The sequence below is a fragment of the Streptomyces sp. NPDC007346 genome, from assembly GCF_040703535.1.
GTDB lineage: Bacteria > Actinomycetota > Actinomycetes > Streptomycetales > Streptomycetaceae > Streptomyces.
Genome location: NZ_JBEYKR010000005.1, coordinates 41,362 through 59,997 on the forward strand (window position 1 = coordinate 41,362; position 18,636 = coordinate 59,997).

17 protein-coding genes are annotated in these 18,636 nt (G+C 73.8%); 4 read left to right on the forward strand and 13 right to left on the reverse strand.

The window, feature by feature from the left end; translation table 11 throughout:
- Positions 1–95 precede the first annotated feature (95 nt).
- From AB0917_RS02945 to AB0917_RS02975, 7 genes are all read right to left on the reverse strand, one after another.
- Positions 96–980, reverse strand: a complete 885-nt coding sequence (locus tag AB0917_RS02945; protein ID WP_366817669.1) for an ECF transporter S component — start codon at positions 978–980, stop codon at positions 96–98.
- Positions 981–1,038: 58 nt separating this feature from the next.
- On the reverse strand, positions 1,039–2,748 hold the full coding sequence (locus tag AB0917_RS02950) for an ATP-binding cassette domain-containing protein (protein WP_366817670.1): 1,710 nt from the start codon (positions 2,746–2,748) through the stop codon (positions 1,039–1,041).
- Positions 2,745–3,923: an energy-coupling factor transporter transmembrane component T gene (locus tag AB0917_RS02955; RefSeq protein WP_366817671.1), complete on the reverse strand. Its 1,179-nt coding sequence runs from the start codon at positions 3,921–3,923 to the stop codon at positions 2,745–2,747. The genes AB0917_RS02950 and AB0917_RS02955 overlap by 4 nt, the downstream gene beginning before the upstream one ends.
- Positions 3,920–4,648 (reverse strand): SCO2322 family protein, encoded by a 729-nt coding sequence (locus AB0917_RS02960; RefSeq protein ID WP_366817672.1) that lies wholly within the window; start codon positions 4,646–4,648, stop codon positions 3,920–3,922. The genes AB0917_RS02955 and AB0917_RS02960 overlap by 4 nt, the downstream gene beginning before the upstream one ends.
- 95 nt (positions 4,649–4,743) lie before the next feature.
- On the reverse strand, positions 4,744–6,009 hold the full coding sequence (locus tag AB0917_RS02965) for a prenyltransferase/squalene oxidase repeat-containing protein (RefSeq protein ID WP_366817673.1): 1,266 nt from the start codon (positions 6,007–6,009) through the stop codon (positions 4,744–4,746).
- Positions 6,010–6,453: 444 nt separating this feature from the next.
- A complete protein-coding gene (locus tag AB0917_RS02970) occupies positions 6,454–8,430 on the reverse strand; it encodes a protein kinase (protein WP_366817674.1) in 1,977 nt (658 codons plus the stop codon).
- A gap of 258 nt (positions 8,431–8,688) precedes the next feature.
- Positions 8,689–9,300 (reverse strand): TetR family transcriptional regulator, encoded by a 612-nt coding sequence (locus AB0917_RS02975; protein WP_366817675.1) that lies wholly within the window; start codon positions 9,298–9,300, stop codon positions 8,689–8,691.
- 305 nt (positions 9,301–9,605) lie between these two features.
- Between AB0917_RS02975 and AB0917_RS02980 the strand changes: the two genes are divergently transcribed.
- The 3 genes from AB0917_RS02980 (at position 9,606) to AB0917_RS02990 (ending at position 12,839) form a co-directional block, all read left to right on the forward strand.
- A complete protein-coding gene (locus AB0917_RS02980) occupies positions 9,606–10,922 on the forward strand; it encodes a glycosyltransferase family 4 protein (RefSeq protein ID WP_366817676.1) in 1,317 nt (438 codons plus the stop codon).
- A 115-nt stretch (positions 10,923–11,037) separates the two neighbouring features.
- On the forward strand, positions 11,038–11,769 hold the full coding sequence (locus AB0917_RS02985; RefSeq protein ID WP_366817677.1) for a class I SAM-dependent methyltransferase: 732 nt from the start codon (positions 11,038–11,040) through the stop codon (positions 11,767–11,769).
- Positions 11,766–12,839, forward strand: a complete 1,074-nt coding sequence (locus AB0917_RS02990) for a prenyltransferase (RefSeq protein ID WP_366817678.1) — start codon at positions 11,766–11,768, stop codon at positions 12,837–12,839. The genes AB0917_RS02985 and AB0917_RS02990 overlap by 4 nt, the downstream gene beginning before the upstream one ends.
- A 65-nt stretch (positions 12,840–12,904) precedes the next feature.
- On the opposite strand, the gene AB0917_RS02995 is transcribed toward AB0917_RS02990, so the two are convergent.
- Positions 12,905–13,195 (reverse strand): hypothetical protein, encoded by a 291-nt coding sequence (locus AB0917_RS02995; protein ID WP_366817679.1) that lies wholly within the window; start codon positions 13,193–13,195, stop codon positions 12,905–12,907.
- Between the two features lie 116 nt (positions 13,196–13,311).
- On the opposite strand from AB0917_RS02995, the gene AB0917_RS03000 reads away from it, so the two are divergent.
- Complete coding sequence (locus AB0917_RS03000; RefSeq protein ID WP_366817680.1) at positions 13,312–14,091, forward strand: maleylpyruvate isomerase family mycothiol-dependent enzyme; 780 nt, start codon at positions 13,312–13,314, stop codon at positions 14,089–14,091.
- Positions 14,092–14,174: 83 nt separating this feature from the next.
- Here the strand turns inward: AB0917_RS03000 and AB0917_RS03005 are convergent, their stop codons facing one another.
- The 5 genes from AB0917_RS03005 to AB0917_RS03025 form a co-directional block, all read right to left on the reverse strand.
- Positions 14,175–15,008, reverse strand: a complete 834-nt coding sequence (locus AB0917_RS03005) for a hypothetical protein (protein ID WP_366817681.1) — start codon at positions 15,006–15,008, stop codon at positions 14,175–14,177.
- A gap of 199 nt (positions 15,009–15,207) precedes the next feature.
- Entirely contained in the window at positions 15,208–16,137 is a 930-nt protein-coding gene (locus AB0917_RS03010; protein WP_366817682.1) for an N-acetylmuramoyl-L-alanine amidase, read from the reverse strand.
- A 39-nt stretch (positions 16,138–16,176) separates the two neighbouring features.
- A complete protein-coding gene (locus tag AB0917_RS03015) occupies positions 16,177–16,764 on the reverse strand; it encodes a class I SAM-dependent methyltransferase (RefSeq protein WP_366817738.1) in 588 nt (195 codons plus the stop codon).
- Positions 16,765–16,876: 112 nt separating this feature from the next.
- Entirely contained in the window at positions 16,877–18,160 is a 1,284-nt protein-coding gene (locus AB0917_RS03020) for an FAD-dependent oxidoreductase (RefSeq protein ID WP_366817683.1), read from the reverse strand.
- Between the two features lie 14 nt (positions 18,161–18,174).
- Positions 18,175–18,576, reverse strand: a complete 402-nt coding sequence (locus AB0917_RS03025) for a hypothetical protein (protein WP_366817684.1) — start codon at positions 18,574–18,576, stop codon at positions 18,175–18,177.
- Positions 18,577–18,636: the final 60 nt, after the last annotated feature.

The following is an 18,636-nucleotide window of genomic DNA, read 5'->3' on the forward strand; positions in this document are numbered from 1 at the left end:
GACCGCAAGTAGCGGCCCGCGAGCGGTGGCCCGAAGGGGTGCCGGGACGCCACCGAAGCGCCGTCCCGGCGCCCCTCAGGCGCGGGCGATCCCCATCACGGCCGGTGACCTGCCGAGGCAGAAGTGCCGGCCGCCGCCCCCGCATCCGACGTCTCGAACCCCACCCGCGCGTCGAACGCCGCCCGCCGGGTCGCCCGGCGCAGCGCCTTCAGCAGGGTCGGGCCCACCGTCACCGTCAGGACGACCGTGAGCACCGACCGCCCCAGGTCCCAGCCGAGCGAGGTCGCCGCGCAGTAGGCGAGGAAGCGCACCAGGTTCTCGTGGAGCGGGTCGCCGGCGACGAACGAGATGCCCGAGCCGAGACCGGGGATGATCGTCCACCCGTACAGATTCATGATCGTGCCGTACGCGAACGCCGCCACGGCCCCGTAGGCCGCGAGCATCGCCAGCTCCGCCCGGCCGCGCAGCCGGTCCGGGCCCGGCAGCAGCCCCGCGCCCATCGTGAACCAGCCCATCGACAGCATCTGGAACGGCATCCACGGCCCCACCCCGCCCGTGAGCAGGGCGGACGCGAACATGGTCACCGAGCCGAGTACGAAGCCGAAGCCGGGGCCGAGCACCCGGCCGCTCAGCACCATCAGGAAGAACATCGGCTCCAGGCCCGCCGTGCCCGCCCCCAGCGGGCGCAGCGCCGCCCCGACCGCCGCCAGCACGCCGAGCATGGCGACGGCCTTGGCGTCCATGCCGGACTCCGAGATCGTCGCCACCACCACCGCGACCAGCAGCGGCAGCAGCGCCGCGAACAGCCACGGCGCGTCCTGCGCGTGCGCGAGCCCGGACCCCGCACCGGCCAGCAGCGGCCACCCGAAGGCGACCACGCCGACGGCGCTGACCAGCACCAGCGCGGCCACCGACTTCGGCCCGAGCCGCACGGGCCGGGGGGCCCGCACCTGCTCCCGTACCGCCGTTGTGTCGCTCATCGGCCCGCCTTCCGCCGCGCGACCCGCACCCGTACGTCCACTCCGCTACCGCTACCGCTCACGCCCCCGCCTCCAGCGCCGCGCGCACCTGGGAGACGGTCAGCCACTCCTGCGGGGCCAGGATCTTCGCCGTCTGCGGGGCGAAGGCGGGGGAGGAGACCACCACGCGACCGGTCGGGCCGTCCGCGACGACCTCCCCGTCGGCGAGGATCACCACCCGGTGGGCCAGCTCCGCCGCCAGCTCCACGTCGTGGGTGGCCAGGACGATCGCGTGGCCCTCGGCCGCCAGCGACCGCAGTACGCCGACGAGCCGCCCCTTCGCCGCGTAGTCCAGGCCCCGGGTCGGCTCGTCCAGCAGCAACAGCGGCGGGCGGGACGTCAGGACCAGGGCGAGGGCGAGGGCGAGCCGCTGGCCCTCGGAGAGGTCGCGGGGGTGCGTGGAGTCCTCGACGCCCGGGAGCAGGGTGGAGACCAGCGCCCGGCAGGTGCCCTCGTCCGCGCCCGCGTCCCGGTCGGCGGCGGCGCACTCGGCGGCCACCGTGTCCGCGTACAGCAGATCGCGCGGCTCCTGCGGGACCAGGCCGACCCGGCGGATCATGTCCCGTGGATCGGTACGGGCCGGGGCCAGGCCGCCGACGCGTACGGAACCGGAGGTGGGCTCGACCATGCCGACCAGCGCGCCGAGCAGCGTGGACTTGCCGGCCCCGTTACGGCCCATCAGCGCCACGGTCTCGCCCGGCGCCACGGTGAGCGTCACCCGCCGCAGCGCCTCGATCCGGCCACGCCGCACGCTCAGCGACTCGACCCGGGTGACCGGATCGGCGGCGGGCGCTTCCACGGCCCTCGTACGACCCAGCAGCCGGGCCAGGCGCCCCGGGCGGGGGCCGGGGGAGACGGTCGCGGGCGCGACGGGCACGCTCTCGGACGGCTCCGGGGGCGCGGGCGGCGAGGCCGACGCCAGCCGGGCCCGCAGGTCGCCCGCCCCGCGCCGGGCGTCGCGCACCGAGAGCGGCAGCGGGTCCCAGCCCGCCAGCAGTCCCAGCTCCGCGACCGGCGGCCGGACCGGCGAGATCGCCATGATGCCGGCGGGCGCCCCCATCACGGGGGCGGCGCCCGGCGCGGGCAGCAGGACGACCTGGTCCGCGTACTGCACCACCCGCTCCAGCCGGTGCTCGGCCATCAGGACGGTCGTCCCCAGGTCGTGGACCAGTCGTTGCAGGACCGCGAGGACCTCCTCGGCCGCCGCCGGGTCCAGCGCGGACGTCGGCTCGTCGAGCACCAGCACCTTGGGGTGCGGGGTCAGCACCGAACCGATCGCCACCCGCTGCTGCTGGCCGCCCGACAGCGTCGCGATCGGCCGGTCACGCAGCTCGGCCAGGCCCAGCAGATCGAGCGTCTCCTCCACCCGGCGGCGCATCACATCCGGCGCCAGGCCCAACGACTCCATGCCGTACGCGAGTTCGTCCTCGACCGTGTCCGTGACGAAGTGGGCCAACGGGTCCTGCCCCACCGTGCCCACCAGGTCGGCCAGTTCACGCGGCTTGTGGGTGCGGGTGTCGCGCCCGTCCACCGTGACCCGACCGCTCAGCACCCCGCCCGTGAAGTGCGGGACGAGCCCCGAGACCGTACCGAGCAACGTCGACTTGCCGACCCCCGACGGCCCGACGAGCAGCACCAACTCCCCTTCGGGGACCGCGAGTTCGACGCCGGACAGGGTGGGCCGGTCCGTCCCGTCGTACCGCACGGAGACCTGCTCGAACCTGATCACGCCTGCTCCTTGGTGCGATGCGCCTGGTCGTGGGCGCCCTGGGTGCTTCGGGTGGACGGCGGCAGGGGGGCGACCAGCGCGGGCACCAGCCCGACCAGCACGGCCGCCGCCGGCCACAGCGGCAGCACGGGCGCGGTCAGCGGTACGACCCCGGGGTGCAGCGCCTCCGGATCGGCGGCGCCCGCCCAGATCATCGCGGCCGCCACCACCGCACCCGACCCCGCCACCAGCCAGGCCCGTGGGCCCCACCGGTCGGGGCGGTAGCGGGTGCGCACCGAGCGCCGCCCGCCGAGCCGCAGCCCCGCCATCGCCGCGAGGAGCCCCGCCAGCAGAACCGGCAGCCCGTACACCGCCCCTTGCGCGGCCAGCAGCCCGTACGTGCCGGCGCACACCCCGAGCAGCCCGCCGAGGGTGAGGACGTCGGTGGTGTGGCGGACGGCGGGCGGGACCTGGGCGGTGCGCCCGTACCCCCGCGCGTCCATCGACGCGGCCACCGCCACCGACCGCTCCAACGCCCCCTCCAGCACCGGCAGCCCGATCTGCGCGACGGCCTTGACGCCGCCGGTCGGCCGCCCCCGCAGCCGTCGCGCGGTGCGCAGCCGGACCACATCGGCGACCATGTTGGGCGCGAACGTCATCGCGACGACGACGGCGACCCCGACCTCGTACAGCGCACCGGGCAGCGACTTCAGCAGCCGGGCCGGGTTGGCCAGGGAGTTGGCCGCGCCGACGCAGATCAGCAGGGCGGCCAGCTTCATCCCGTCGTAGAGGGAGAAGACCAGCTGCTCGGCCGTGACCCGGCCGCCGATCCGCACCCCCTGCGCCCAGTCGGGCAGCGGTACTTCGGGGAGCGTCAGCACGGTGTGCGAGCCCGGGATCTGCGAGCCGAGGAAGACGGAGAAGACCAGGCGCAGCGCCACGACGAAGAGCCCGAGCTTGATGAACGCCCCGTAGGAGCGGGCCCACGGCGCGTCCGTGCGCCGGGCCGCCACCACATACCCCGCCACCCCGACCAGCAGGCCGAGCAGCAGCGGGTTGGTGGTCCGGGAGGCGGCGGTGGCCAGCCCCAGCGCCCACAGCCACCACGCCCCGGCGGGCAGCGCGTTGGAGCGGCCCGCCTCGGGCGCGTGCAGGGCACGCCGGAGCAGCCGGGCCGTCCCCGGGGCGTGCGTCATCGGCGTCGGCGGGCCTGGAACACGGCGGCGAAGCCGAGCAGCAGGACGGCGCCGATGCCGACGAGGAGACCGGCGGAGGGGCCACCGCCGCTGCCACTGCTGTCGCTTCCGTCGCCGCCGTCGCCTCCGTCGTCCGAGGCGGTGGCCGTGGCGGTGGCGGACGGCTTCTCGCTCCCGTCGGCATCACCGTCCCCCGACACCTGCTCGCCGCAGCCCGACCTCGGGTAGCCGGAGATCGCGCAGATCATCGCGCTGCTGTCGTACCGCAGCGGCTTCGCGACCGAGGCGAGCGCCTCGGCGCTGCTGGCGTCCGGCGCGACCTGGGCGCAGACGGTGCGCGGTGCGGGCGGCTGCTCCCCGCCCGGGGCATCCTCGGCCGTACCGGGGTCGATCACCAGGGCGACCCGCTTGGAGCCGTCCTTCGCCGGGGTGGACGCGCAGATCGCTTCGAAGTCGGGGGCGTGGCGCGGCCGGTCGGCGTCGCCGGAGTCCTCGCTGACGGAGAACCGGAAGCCCTGGACCGTACCGTCGTCGGGGCGCACCAGGGAGGGGCCCTGGGTGGCGTACGACCAGCTCTTGCCGTCGCCCTCCCAGAAGGACCAGTAACGGTACCCGGCGGCCTGGGCGCCGCCCGCCCCGAGCAGGACCGCCGAGGCGGCGAGCAGGGTGGTGAGGAGAGCGGCGATCGGAGTCCGGAGCAGTGCTCCGGACCGCGTACGCCGCACCGCACCGACAGACCGGGTACGCCGTGCACGGTCCAGCTCCGGACGTCCCACATCGACAGGCCCCGGGCGTCCGGCACCGACAGGCCCCGTACGCGTCACGGCTGCTGCTTCTTCCGGCGCATGCTGAGCAGGAAGCCGATGCCCGCGCCCACCACCAGACCGATACCGATCAGCCACCCCAGGCCGAGCCCGCCGTCGTCGCTGCTGGTGCCGCTGGAGGGCTGCGCACCGCTCGGCGTCTGGGAGGGCGCCGCGGTCGCGGCCGGGGCGGGGCCGGTCGCGTTGAGCTGCTTGACCAGGTCGACCCCGCCGAAGCCGCGGGCGTCGGCGTCGGTGGCGTGCGCCGCGAAGATCAGCTGCGCGGTCGCGGCGGGCCCGCCCTGCTGAGCCCAGGCCTGGGAGTTCTTCTCCAGCCACTCCACCGAGGCGGCGGCCTTGTCCTTGTGCCCGGAGGCGGCGAGGGCGACGACCGCGTCCGCCGTGTTGCCGAAGTCGGGCTGCGGTTCGCTCTCCTCGGCGCCCGGCATCGGGGGCTGCTCCACGTAGGGGGAGGCGGCCAGTGCGGCGGCTAGGTAGTGGGCGCCGTTCTGCGCGCTCTCCTCGGCGGTGAGGTCGTCGCCCTTGCGGCAGACGGGGTCCTTGACCGCGTTGGCGTTGCCCACGGCCATGCCCTTGCCCATCAGCCCGAGCACGGCGGCGGCCGACGCGTCGGTGTTGGCGACGAGCTCGCCCTTCTTGCCGGGCTGGTAGGCGAAGGCGCCGCCGTCCTCCTTGCCGCACGGGATGGCCAGGGCCTGGAGCGCGGTGTACGGGGTCTTGCCGTCGGAGGTGGTGAGCTCGCTGATCGGGACGCCCGTACGGGCGAGGGCGCCGATCACGACGGAGGTGGAGTTGGCGTCGCTGGGGCTGCCCGGGTTGTACCCCCAGCCGCCGTCCTCGTTCTGGACGGACTTCAGCCAGTCGGCCCCGTTGTTCGCGGCGTCGGGGTGCTGGCCCAGCTCGACGAGCGCCTGCACGGCGGCGGCCGTGGCGTTGGTGTCCATCACGGTCGACGCGTCGCACGGCACGGAGGCGTCCCGGAAGGAGGTGAACGCGCCGCTGTCGCACTGCTGCTCCAGCAGCCAGTCCACGGCCTGCTTCGACGGCGTGACGTACTCGATCTTCTGGGCGAGGAAGGCCAGCGACTGCCGCCACACCCCGTCGTACGTGGGGTCCGTCGTCCCGTAGAGCCCGAGCGGCAGCTCGGCCGAAGGGGACGGGCTCGGCGCGGCGACCGCGGCGGGTGCGACCGCGACGGGTGCGGCCGCGCCCAGCAGAACGGCGGTGGTCGCGAGCGCGGCTGCGCTGCGGCGTACGGTCATGGCGGGCTGTGCCTCTCCTGCGGGGGCCGGTCCTCCCGGGCGCACGAGGGCACCGGGCTCCGGCCCCGTATACCTCGACGGTGCCGGCCACCGGGGTTCCGGTGACCCTGGGCCACCGGGCCTCCGGTGACCGTGGGGCCCGTGGTCACACAGCCCCCGGCCGCGCACGCTCCGCGGACAGGGCGTTCCGGCTGCCGTCGGGCGGACGGCTCACGGCTGGGACCGGCGCCGGACGCGCACCGGCTTCCCCCTGTACGGGCATGGTGACGACCTGCCCACTCTACCGGGACGTAGCACCCCTCCCCGGGGCGGCGGACCGCTCGCGTCGTCGCCGAGAACCAGCCGAGGAGCAGGGGTGAGGCTCTTCGTACCGCGGTGTACGGGCCAGGCGGCGGGCGCGGAGCCCCGGGTGCGTCGTGGGCAGGGGCCGGAGGCCACCGCTCATCACATGGGCTCGGTGCGGAGAGTCCTGGGCTCCTGGAGCACCGTGTCGGTGTACTTCTTGTCGGTTACGTGGATCTTCATGTACTGCGCCCCGGAGAACACCCAGTACGTGTTCCGATCACCCGGCAGGGGAATCGCCGCGTCGATCCGCCTGTCGAACCCTGCGGTCGAGCCCATGGAGCCCGACCACCCGGAGGTGATGCTCTGACCCAACTGGGCCGAGCCCCCCGGCTCCCCGTCGGCGTTCAGCCGCGTCCGGACGTATTTGTCGCCTGAGAACACCCAGACCTGGTACGGGTCGTCCGGCACCGGAACGATCGCATCGATGCCGGTGCCCCAAGGAAGCCCCTCGAAGGCATCGGTCCAGTCGCCGATGGGTTCGGGGCCCGCCTTCAGCGTGTCGCCGTACCTCCCCTCGGGAGCTACCTCCATGCGGATGTACTGGTCCCGGGAGAAGACCCAGTACTGACTGGGCTTGTCCGAGTGCCGACCGGACTCGTCCGGAACGCGCAGCACGGCGTCGATTCCCTTCTGGAACCCCGGCAGCCCCCCAAGGGTTTTCGTCCACTCGGCCAGCTCGGTGGGCCCCTTCAGGTTCTCGAGCACGGGGTAGGCCCCGGGGGAGATGCGAACCCGGAGGTAGCGGTCGCCGGCGAACAGCCAGTAGTCGCTCGGCGCGTCCGGGTCCGGGACGTCCGGCAACGGCATCACCGCGTCGATCTTCCGTTGGCCACTCGGCAACTCGAAGGCCGGCTTGGCGGTGCCGGTGGACGCGGGCTTGTCGGAGTCCGTGCCGTCCCGCGTGCCCTTGGGCCACAGGGCCCAGGTGAGCGTCCCGCCTCCGGCCGCGATCCCGGCGAAGGAGAGCGCGGCCAGCACACTGCGCCGGCTCGTCCTCGAAGAGGCCGGTGGGGCCGAAGGGGGCGCTGACCGCACCGGGGCTTGCGGCTCCGGTGCGGGGCCGGAAGGAGCAGGGCCCTTCCCGCCCGTGACGGACGCGCCCTCGGGGGCCTTCAGGCCGTCCGGGACGGCGCGTACCCCTGCGGCCTCGAAGGCGCCGGGAGAAGGACGATCGCTCTCGGTCCGCAGCGCGAACGCGGCCCTGGGGTCGTTCAGCCGCGCGAAGAGCCGGCGTAACTCCGCGTCGAGAGGGCCCGAGAGCCAGTTGTCGAAGTGGGGTGTGCCGAAGTGTGCCATGAGGGCCGTGATCGTGGGTCGCCGATCCGGTGCTTTGCTCAGGCAGGCCCTCGCTGTGCGCGCCAGGTCTTCGGGTACTCCGTCCAACCAGGGGGCGTCGCGCGCGGTGCGGTACATCAGGACCTGCGGATGGGCGGTTCCGAAGGGGCCGTTGCCGGTCGCCGCGTAGACGAGGACGCCGCCGAACGCGAAGACGTCCGCCGCCCCCGTGACCTCCGGGCCCATCGTGAGTTGTTCCGGTGCCATGAATCCGGGTGTGCCGAGAACGGCGCCGTCCGTCGTCAGGACGGTGTCGAGTGCGGAGCGCGCGATCCCGAAGTCGATGACGCGTGGCCCGGTGGAGGTGAGGATGATGTTGGAGGGCTTGAGGTCGCGGTGCACCAGACCCTGCGCGTGGACGGCCGAGAGGGCCTGTAACACGCCGGACGCGAGCGACGCGACGGCGTCCTCGGGCAACGGCCCGTAGCGGGCCACGACGGTGCTCAGAGAGAGGCCCGGCACGTACTCGGTGGCCATCCACGGCACATCGGCGTGGGGAGCGGCGTCGACCACCGGTGCCACGAACGGTCCGCCCACCCGTTGGGCCGCGGCCACCTCGCGGGCGAACCGCTTCCGGAAGCTCCCACCGTCGACGAGTTCGCGGCGCGCGGTCTTCACCGCCACCGTCCGCCCGTCCGCGGCCCGGCCGAGATAGACCCGGCCCATTCCACCCGCACCGAGCAACTCGATGATGCGGAAAGGCCCGACCTGCTGCGGATCGTCGCTCGTCAGTGGCTGCACCGGCTCCCCCTCTGCGTCTGTGATCGCATGTCGCAGAGTATCCCCACGGGGCTGTGGGCGAGGGCTCGTTCAGCCTTTCCCTCACCCCTCATGCGTGAGGAACGAGGCCGGGGCCGCCGGCCCTGTGGCGACGACGTGAGAACCCTGTGGCGCGGGCTTCGGCGGCGTCCGGCGGCGTTCGGCGTGTGTACGCGGAGCCAAGGTTCCGTGGCACGTCGGTAGCTCCGTGCGGGTTCTCGGCCTCGCATCGGCCCCGCCTCAGCCCCGCCCCGGCTCCGTCGTCAGGTCGATCAATCGGCAGACCGTCTCGATGTCGATCCCGACCTGGGCGATCGACGCCCGGCCCGACAGCCACGTGATCAGCGCCGAGTGCCACGTGTGCTCGATGACCCGGACCACCGAGAGCTGCTCCGGGGTCGGGTGCTCCACGCCCATCGCGTCCAGGATGATCGTCGTCATGAGGCGGGAGACCGTGTTCACCTCCGGGCTCACGCTGCGGTCCGCGAAGGTGAGGGCGCGGATCATGGCGTCCGCGAGGTGCGGTTCGCGCTGGAGGGCGCGGAAGGCGCGCATCAGGGTCTCGGCGACCCGCTGGGCCGCGTCGTCCCCGGCCGGCGGGCGTTTGCGGAGGGTGGAGCGCATGTGCTGGAGCTGGTCCTGCATGGTGGCGACCAGCAGGTGGATCTTGGAGGGGAAGTAGCGGTAGAGCGTGCCGAGCGCGACCTCGGCCGCCTCCGCCACCTCCCGCATCTGCACCGCCTCGAACCCGCCGCGGCCGGCGAGCTGGGCGCTGGCGTGCAGGATGCGGCGGCGACGGGCCTCCTGCCGCTCGGTCAGCACAGGCGCTGCCGGTCTGGCGTCCGCGGTCATGCTGCCCCCGTCCACGATCCGCACGATCCGTGTGTGGTCATGCTGTCCCCGTTCACGATCCGTGATGCGCGATCCGTGATGCGTCTCTTGATTCTGGTTCGGCACCCGGGTGGGCGAGGCCCATGCGGCCGGGCGCGCACAGCATGCCAGGGCGTCCGTCGTGGCGCGAATCACCTGATCCGGCGGTCACACCGACGCTACCTGCCGGTAGATTCGGTGCACGTCGACGATCAAGTCTGAAACTTGTTCTAGATTAGCGCTACCGGTTACGCTCCGGCGAACACGCAGTCAGAAGGGGGCCGAGTGTGACCGCTGAGGCCATAGAGACGGGCCCCCGCACGGGCGACAGCAGCTCCTCCGCCGGGGCCGGTGACCGGCCGCTGCGCATCGCGCTCCTCACGTACAAGGGCAACCCGTACTGCGGCGGCCAGGGCGTGTACGTCCGCCACCTCGGGCGGGAGCTCGCGCGGCTGGGCCACAGCGTCGAAGTGATCGGCGCGCAGCCCTACCCGGTGCTCGACGAGGGCGTTCCGCTCACCGAGCTGCCCAGCCTCGACCTCTACCGGCAGCCCGACCCGTTCCGTACGCCGAAGTGGCGCGAGTACCGGGACTGGGTCGACCTCGCCGAGGTCGCCACCATGTGGACCGGCGGCTTCCCCGAACCGCTCACCTTCAGCCTCCGTGCCCGCCGCCACCTGCTGGCCCGGCGCGGTGAGTTCGACGTCGTCCACGACAACCAGACCCTCGGCTACGGGCTCCTCGGCGACCTCGGGGCCCCGCTCGTGACGACGATCCACCACCCCATCACCGTGGACCGCAGGCTCGACCTGGCCGCCGCCACCAGCCGCCGCCGGCGCGCCTCCGTGCGCCGCTGGTACGCCTTCACCCGCATGCAGAAGCGGGTCGCCCGCAAGCTGCCCGCCGTCCTCACCGTCTCCGGCTCCTCCCGCGACGAGATCGTCGAGGACCTGGGCGTACGCGCGGACCGGATCAGCGTCGTCCACATCGGCGCCGACACCGACCTGTGGTCGCCCGACCCCGCCGTCGCCGAGGTGCCCGGCCGCATCGTCACCACCTCCAGCGCCGACGTCCCGCTCAAGGGCCTGGTCCACCTCGTGGACGCGCTCGCCAAACTCCGTACGGAGAACCCCGCCGCCCACCTCGTCGTCGTCGGCAAGCGCGCCGAGGACGGGCCCGTCGCCCGAGCCATAGAGCGGCACGGGCTGACCGACGCCGTCGAGTTCGTCAAGGGCATCAGCGACGCCGAGCTGGTCGACCTCGTGCGCAGCGCCCAGGTCTCCTGTGTGCCCTCCCTGTACGAGGGGTTCTCGCTGCCCGCCGCCGAGGCCATGGCCACCGACACCCCGCTCGTCGCCACCACCGGCGGTGCGATCCCCGAGGTCTCCGGCCGCGACGGGGAGACCTGCCTCGCCGTGGCCCCCGGCGACGCCGACGCGCTGGCCGGGGCGCTGGCCCGGCTGCTGGCCGACCCGGAGCTGCGCGCCCGGCTCGGCGCGGCGGGCCGCGAGCGGGTGCTGGCCAACTTCACCTGGGCCAGGGCGGCCGCCGGAACGGCCGAGCTGTACCGTCAGGCGATCGTCGCCCGCGGAGCCCGCAGGTGACGCTCGCCCCGCTGGTGGGCGCGGGCCCGCGGGTGACGGCGGACCCGCCGACCGGAACCCGTACCGCTGTCCCGCTCTCCTGAACCCGTACCTCCGACCTCGAAGGCAGGCCCTTGTGCTGACCGTCGACTTCACCCGCTTCCCGCTCGCCGCAGGCGACCGAGTGCTCGATCTGGGCTGCGGTGCCGGCCGGCATGCCTTCGAGTGTTACCGGCGCGGCGCGCAGGTGGTGGCCCTCGACCAGAACGGCGAGGAGATCCGCGAGGTCGCCAAGTGGTTCGCCGCGATGAAGGAGGCCGGGGAGGCCCCCGAGGGCGCCACCGCCACCGCGATGGAGGGCGACGCCCTCAACCTGCCCTTCCCCGACGGCTCCTTCGACGTCGTGATCATCTCCGAGGTCATGGAGCACATCCCGGACGACAAGGGCGTCCTCGCCGAGATGGTCCGGGTCCTCAAGCCGGGCGGCCGGATCGCCGTCACCGTCCCGCGCTACGGCCCCGAGAAGGTCTGCTGGACCCTCTCCGACGCCTACCACGAGGTCGAGGGCGGCCACATCCGCATCTACAAGGCCGACCAGCTCCTGGCCCGCATCCGCGAGGCCGGGCTCAAGCCGTACGGGACCCACCACGCCCACGCCCTGCACGCGCCGTACTGGTGGCTGAAGTGCGCGTTCGGCGTCGACAACGACCGCGCGCTGCCGGTGCGGGCTTACCACAAGCTGCTGGTCTGGGACATCATGAAGAAGCCGCTCGCGACCCGGGTCGCCGAGCAGCTCCTCAACCCGGTCGTCGGCAAGAGCTTCGTCGCCTACGCCACCAAGCCCCATCTTCCGAAGGCCGAGGCGTGAGCACTCCCGAACAGACCGAACACCTTGTCCTCCCCGGCGTCCTGACCGCGGCCGAGGCCGCCGAGACGGTCGCCGCGCTCGCCGCCGTCCAGCGCGAGGACGGAGCCCTGCCGTGGTTCCGGGGCCACCACCTCGACCCGTGGGACCACACCGAGGCCGCGATGGCGCTGGACGCGGCGGGCGAGCACGCGGCGGCCGAACGCGCCTACGACTGGCTCGCCCGGCACCAGAACCCGGACGGTTCCTGGTACGCCGCCTACCACGACGGCGACGCCCAGCAGCCCACCGACCGCAGCCGCGAGACCAACTTCTGCGCGTACGTGGCCGTCGGCGTCTGGCACCACTACCTCGCCACCGGGGACGACGCGTTCGTGGACCGGATGTGGCCCACGGTCTTCGCGGCGATCGAGTTCGTCCTGCGGCTCCAGCAGCCCGGCGGGCAGATCGGCTGGAAGCGGGAGGCCGACGGCACGCCGGTCGACGACGCGCTGCTGACCGGCTCCTCCTCCGTCCACCAGGCGCTGCGCTGTGCGCTGGCCATCGCGGAGCGGCGCGAAGAGCCGCAGCCCGACTGGGAGTTGGCGACCGGGGCGCTGGCCCACGCGATCCGCGACCACCCCGAGCGCTTCCTCGACAAGAGCCGCTACTCGATGGACTGGTACTACCCGGTCCTCGGCGGCGCCATCACGGGCCGCGAGGCCACCGCCCGCATCCAGGAGGGCTGGGACCGCTTCGTCGTCCCCGGGCTCGGGGTGCGCTGCGTGCTGCCCAACCCCTGGGTGACCGGCGGCGAGAGCTGCGAACTCGCCCTCACCCTCTGGATGACGGGGGAGTCGGACCGGGCCCTGGAGATCCTCCAGTCGATCCAACACCTGCGCGCCGAGGGCGGGCTGTACTGGACGGGGTACGTCTTCGAGGGCAACCGGGCCTTCTGGCCCGAGGAGCTCACCACCTGGACGGCGGGCTCCCTGCTGCTCGCGGTGGCCGCCCTCGGGGGGGACGAGGCGACCACCGCGGTCTTCGGCGGCGAGCGGCTGCCGGTCGGCCTGGAGCCGGACTGCTGCCGCTGAGCGCGGTCACCGCGTGCTCGGGCCGCTGAGCGCTCCGCGGCCCGAGAGGTGCGGCCGGTCCGGCGTCAGCGGCGGATCCGGCCCGCCACCGCGTGCCCGATGAACAGGTAGACCAAGGCCGCCAGACCGTAGCCGGCCACGACCCGGGCCCAGGCCGCGTCGAACGTGAACAGGTCGTACGACCAGCCGGCCAGCCAGGTGGCGGCGTCGTGCACCCACTGCACGAAATCGTTGCTCCGGTTGGCGTCCAGCAGGTACATCAAGATCCAGAGAATGATGATGAAGGCCAGGATGTCGGCCACGGCCGCGATGATCCGCGCCGCTGTACTGCCGCCTGTACGGGTTCTGGGGGACATGGAGTCCGGGTTACCGCTTTACGCGGAGTGAAACCCGGATGGCCGGACCTGTGCCCGCCCGCGCACGGCCGGTTATTCACGTGATCCGCTTCCGCGCCCCGGCTAGGGTCCCGGGCATGACGCTTCTCTCCCACGACCGCTACTGCGACGAGATCCTGGCCCAGACCGACGCCCTGCGCTCGACGCTGAAGGGCGCGGACCTGACCGCGACCGTCCCCACCTGCCCCGACTGGAACCTGCGGCAGCTCGCCGTGCACGTCGGCGGCGCGCACCGCTGGGTCGGGGAGATCGTCCGGGGGCGGGCCACCGAGGAGGTGGCGGAGGAGAAGGTGCCCGGGTTCGAGGGGCCCGAGGGCGATGATCCGGCCGCGCTGGACGCCTGGCTCGCCGAGGGGGCGGCCGCCACCGTCGCCGCGCTGCGCGAGGCCGGGCCGGACGCCGAGGTGTGGACCTGGGCGTGGGAGCGGCGTACGGCGTTCTGGGCGCGGCGCATGACGCACGAGACGGTGGTGCACCGGGCGGACGCGGCGCTCGCCGCGCGGGTCCCGTACACGCTCGCCCCCGAGGTCGCCGCCGACACCATCGAGGAGTGGCTGCGGATCGTCTCCTTCTCCCAGGAGGACGGCGACCCGGAGGCGGGCGAACTGCGCGGCGGCGGGCGCTCGTTGCACCTGCACGCCACCGACGTGCCCGGGGCGGAGTGGCTGATCGAGTTCGGTGAGGAGCGCTTCACCTGGCGGCACGCGCACGAGAAGGCGACGGTCGCCCTGCGCGGCCCGCTGACCGACCTGATGCTCGTCTTCAACCGCCGCCTGGAGCCGACCGGTCAGCGGGTCGAGGTGCTCGGCGACGCGGAGCTGCTGGACTTCTGGCTGGACCGGTCGTCGTTCGGCTGAGCCCCTGCTCGTCGAGCGACGTACGGCAACGGCCCCCGCCCACAAGGGCGAGGGGCCGCTGTCGTTGCGGGATCGGTACGGGATCAGCCGCGCTGGATGCCCGTCGTGTCCTGGAGCACACCGCGACGGCCGTCCTGGGTCTGGGCGATGAGGCCCTGGCCGCGCTGCTCGACCGCGAGGTACCAGGTGCCCGGCGCCAGCTCGGCGATCGGGTTCGGCGCGCCGTCCTCGCCGTACAGCGGACGGGCCACCGGAACGGCGAACCAGAACGGGGTGAAGTCGCCCGCCGGAGCCGCACCGCCCTGCGGGGCGGCCTGCGCCTGCGCCTGCGCCGGGTCGGCCTGGGCCGGCTGGCCCTGCTGGCCGTCGGGGTAGCCGTACCCCTGGCTCGGCTGGGCACCGTAGGGCGGCTGCTGGGCGCCCGGGTAGCCGTAGCCCTGGCTCGGCTGGGCGCCGTACGGCGGCTGCGCGGCCTGCGGCGGACGCGGGGCACCGGCGAGCGGGGCCTTGAGCGCGGGGATCAGCGGGCCGGCGATCGTGCCCGCGGCGAGCACGATGGCCGACAGCAGGCCGAGGATCAGGCCGGCTCCGGCGTTGTTGACGTCGATGATCGTCCAGAAGGCGGTCCACAGCGCGAAGACGGTGAACGCGGCCCCGAACTGGCCGATGTCGAGCCCCGCGACCTTGCGGCCGGGCGTCAGCCGGCCGACGATCACCAGCGCCGCGCCGATGATGCCGGCGAGGTAGACGCTCATCAGGAGCCCGAGCGAGTCCCACGCGTTCGGGCTGTTGAAACGCGAGCAGTCCACGCCGGAGGGGCAGTCGTAACCGGAGAGGTCGAGGAAAGAGGCGATGAACAGCACGACCGCTGCTCCGATCACCACGCCGTCGCCTCGAGTGAGGGAGCGGATATTCACGTGAAGGTCCTTAGTCGGTCGTCTCGTCGGGGCGGTCGTCGCTGCCGCCTGTACGGCGGGCACGGCATGAAGCTCGGGGGTGGCTCCCCATCGTACGGATGAATCTATCGTCTGACCGGGCGGGTTGCGCCCGTGCCCGTTTCTTGAACAGTTATCCCCCTCGATATCCCCGCAGACCCGCCCTTTCAGGTGGGCAGACCTACCCCTTCAGGTGGGCGGCGATGCCGTCCGCCATCCCTTGGGCCGCCTTCTGCCGCCAACTCGCGTCGGTGAGCAGGGCCGCGTCCTCCGGGTCACGCATATTGCCGCATTCCACGAAGACTTTGGGCACGGTCGACAGATTCAGTCCGCCGAGATCGTCACGCGTGTCCAGACCGGTGCCGCCGCCGATGTAGTTGGAGGGCGCGCTTCTGGTCGTGCGGACCAGGTGCCCGGCGATACGGGCCCCGAGATCGGCCGAACTCCTCACGATCTTCGAGGTGTCCGCCCCGCCGCCCTTCACCGCCGCGGGCAGGATCACATGGAAGCCCCGGTTGCCCACCGCCGATCCGTCCGCGTGCACCGAGACCACCGCGTCGGCCTTCGCCTCGTTGCCGATCCGGGCCCGCTCGTCGATGCAGGGCCCGAACGGCCGGTCCTCGTCGTGCGTCAGCAGGACCCGGGCCCCCTGCGCCCGGAGCAACTCCCGCAGCCGGTGCGAGACATCGAGGGTGAACCGGGCCTCCGCGTAACCGGCGTCCGTGGACGTACCGGTCGTATCGCACTCCTTGCGCCCGGTGCCGATGTCGACCTGTGCGTTGATCTCCTCGGTGTGCTCGTGGTTACGGGGGTTGTGGCCCGGGTCGATCACCACGGTCCGGCCGGTCAGGGGGCCTTGGGGCAGCGGCTCGGCGGCGGACGCGGTCGGTGTCGCGGTGGGGGTCGCGTCGGGCGTCGCGGAGGGGAGCGCGTCGGGCGTCATGGAGGCCGAGGCCTCCGCGCCCGGCCGGGGCGAGGCCGCGCCGGTCTCCTCCGGGTCAGGGGAGCCGCCGCAGCCGGCGACCGCCGTCAGGCAGAGCGCGGCCAGTGCGGCGGCCACGAGGCGGGGCCGGGGGCGGCGGGTGGGGGGAACGCTGTCGTCGTACGGCACGCGGCGATGTTATCCGTACCGCCGGAAGGGCACCGGCGCTCAGACCCCCGCGTCCGTGCGCCGCAGCACCCGCAGCGAGTCCGTCGCGGACACCTCGGTGAACGCCCCCGACGCCAGCGCCCGCCGGTACACCCGGTACGGGGCCTGCCCGCCGTCGGCCGGGTCGGGGAACACGTCGTGGATCACCAGGAGTCCGCCCTGGGCGACGTGCGGGGCCCAGCCCTCGTAGTCGCCGTTCGCGTGCTCGTCGGTGTGCCCGCCGTCGATGAAGACCAGCCCGAGCGGCCCGGCCCAGACGGCGGCGACCTGCGGGGAGCGGCCGACGAGCGCCACCACGTGCTCCTCCAGGCCGGCCCGGTGCAGGGTGCGGCGGAACGTCGGCAGGGTGTCCATCAGCCCGACCTCGGGATCCACCACGCTCGGGTCGTGGTACTCCCAGCCCGGCTGCTGCTCCTCGCTGCCCCGGTGGTGGTCCACGGTCAGGGCGCTCACCCCGGCCGCGCGCGCCGCGTCGGCCAGCAGGACCGTCGAGCGCCCGCAGTACGTGCCCACCTCCAGCAGGGGCAGCCCCAGCGCCCCGGCCTCGGCGGCGGCCGCGTACAGGGCGAGCCCCTCGTGGAGCGGCATGAAGCCCTTGGCGGCCTCGAACGCGGCGACGATCTCCGGCTCGGGCACGGCGGCGAACGCGGCGGCGGTCACGGGGTCCTCCAGGTGGGGCGGGCCCGGCTGACGGGCCGGCTTACGACGGCGCTCCATCGTGCCGTACGCTCCGGCCGGCGCTCTCGGCGGGGGCCGCCGGCACCGGGGCGGACCTGCGGGTGCGCACCCGGTGATCGGCCTGGCGCAGCAGCTCGGCGGCATCGTCGAGCGGCGGGTAGATCCACTGCTCGGTGATGGCGCGCTTGTACTTCTTGGCCTCGTCCCCGGTCAGGTGCACGGCACGTTCCCGGCCGGTGGTGTACAGGGCGCCGGCGTCACCGAGGTCGAGACAGGTGACGTACGGGCCGGGGGCGAACGGCTCGGGCTCCACCCCGAGAAGACCGGCCGCGGCGTTGTGACCCGCGAGCTTGCCCAGGGGGATCGCGTACTGGCAACTGGGCACCGTGCGGTGGCCGTCCCCGGTGGGGGCGGTGGCCGCGTCACCCGCGGCCCACACCCCCGGGACCCCGGTGACCCGGAGGAACGCGTCGACCTCCAGGCGGCCCGTCCCGTCGTGCCGGCCGGGGATCAGCCGGGCCGGCTCCGCGGCCTCGAACCCCGCGGTCCACACCGCCGTACGGGCCAGGAGCCGGGAACCGTCGGACAGCACGACCGCGTCGGCCGCCAGGCCGGTCACGGTGACGCCCGCGCGCGTCTCGATGCCGAGGCCGCGCAGGGCGCCGGCGATCACCGGTGCGGCGGACGGCCCCAGGGCGGCACCGACGGTACCGGCACGCTCGACCAGCACGACCCGGACCCGTCCGGCGGCGCCGTGCGGGGCGGCGACGGCGCGGAGCCGGCGCGTCAGTTCGGTGGCGACCTCCAGCCCGGTCGGACCGCTGCCGACCACCACGGCCGTCCAGCGGCCGGGCCCGGCCGCCGGGAGCTCCGCCAGGGCGTGCAGATGGGCGTCGAGCGCGGTGGCGCCCGCCAGGGTGTCGACATCGTGGAGGTGTTCGGCACCGGTGACCGCGGGCCGTACGAGACGACTGCCGGTGGCCAGCACCAGCCGGCCGTAGGGGATCTCCCGCGAGCGGCCGGCGCGGTCGACGGCGGTCAGCGCACCTTGGCCGGTATCGATCGCGGTGACGGCCGCGGCGGTACGGCGGACACCGGCCGGAGCCAGGATCCGGTCGAGCGGCACCCGCATGGTGTGCGGGTCGGCCTCGTACAGACGCGGGCGTATCACCAGGTCGTCCTCGGGAGTCACGAGACGGACCGTGTGTTCCGTCCCGCCCGGCCGCCTCCCGGCCAGCAGGCGGGCGGCGGCCGCCGCGGCCCACACCCCGGCGAAACCTCCTCCTACGACCACGATGTCCGACATCGGTCCCGCTCCCTTCAACGCACCCCGGTGCTCCTCGTGTCCGCAAGCGTGCCGTACCGGTCGGCGACCCGGTTCAGCACGGCGTGGATATCGGCCATGAGGGCCCCGTCGTGGAGCTCCGGTTCGTCCGCGACGGGCGCCAAGGAGGCCAGCAGACCGGCCAGTCGGCCGTCGTCGACCCGGGTGAGGGCCGCCGAACGCTCCCAGAGGACGCCGCGTATCCGTTGTCCGGTGAACACGCCGTCATCCGCGACGGACCTCAGCAGGAGGCCGGCGGCGCGGACCTCCGGCTCCGACGGCGTCCAGCGCGCGGTGGCCAGGGCCTGGGACAGCTCGGCGGTGAGGTTCCTGAGGCGCACGACGGACGCCGGTTCCCACAGGCGGTGCGCCGGGGCGGTGCTCGATGGCCGGGTCAAGGGGGACCGGTCCTCCTCAGGTCGGTGCGGGGCGGGTGCGGGCCCAGGTTCGGTCATGGG

What these genes read in the sequence shown, in the direction of transcription:
- AB0917_RS02955 (WP_366817671.1), bottom strand. Translation starts at nt 3,923, where the DNA reads ATGACGCACGCCCCGGGGACGGCCCGGCTGCTCCGGCGTGCCCTGCAC.
- AB0917_RS02945 (WP_366817669.1), bottom strand. Translation starts at nt 980, where the DNA reads ATGAGCGACACAACGGCGGTACGGGAGCAGGTGCGGGCCCCCCGGCCC.
- AB0917_RS02995 (WP_366817679.1), bottom strand. Translation starts at nt 13,195, where the DNA reads ATGTCCCCCAGAACCCGTACAGGCGGCAGTACAGCGGCGCGGATCATC.
- AB0917_RS02975 (WP_366817675.1), bottom strand. Translation starts at nt 9,300, where the DNA reads ATGACCGCGGACGCCAGACCGGCAGCGCCTGTGCTGACCGAGCGGCAG.
- AB0917_RS03015 (WP_366817738.1), bottom strand. Translation starts at nt 16,764, where the DNA reads ATGCCGCTCCACGAGGGGCTCGCCCTGTACGCGGCCGCCGCCGAGGCC.
- AB0917_RS02965 (WP_366817673.1), bottom strand. Translation starts at nt 6,009, where the DNA reads ATGACCGTACGCCGCAGCGCAGCCGCGCTCGCGACCACCGCCGTTCTG.
- AB0917_RS03020 (WP_366817683.1), bottom strand. Translation starts at nt 18,160, where the DNA reads ATGTCGGACATCGTGGTCGTAGGAGGAGGTTTCGCCGGGGTGTGGGCC.
- AB0917_RS03000 (WP_366817680.1), top strand. Translation starts at nt 13,312, where the DNA reads ATGACGCTTCTCTCCCACGACCGCTACTGCGACGAGATCCTGGCCCAG.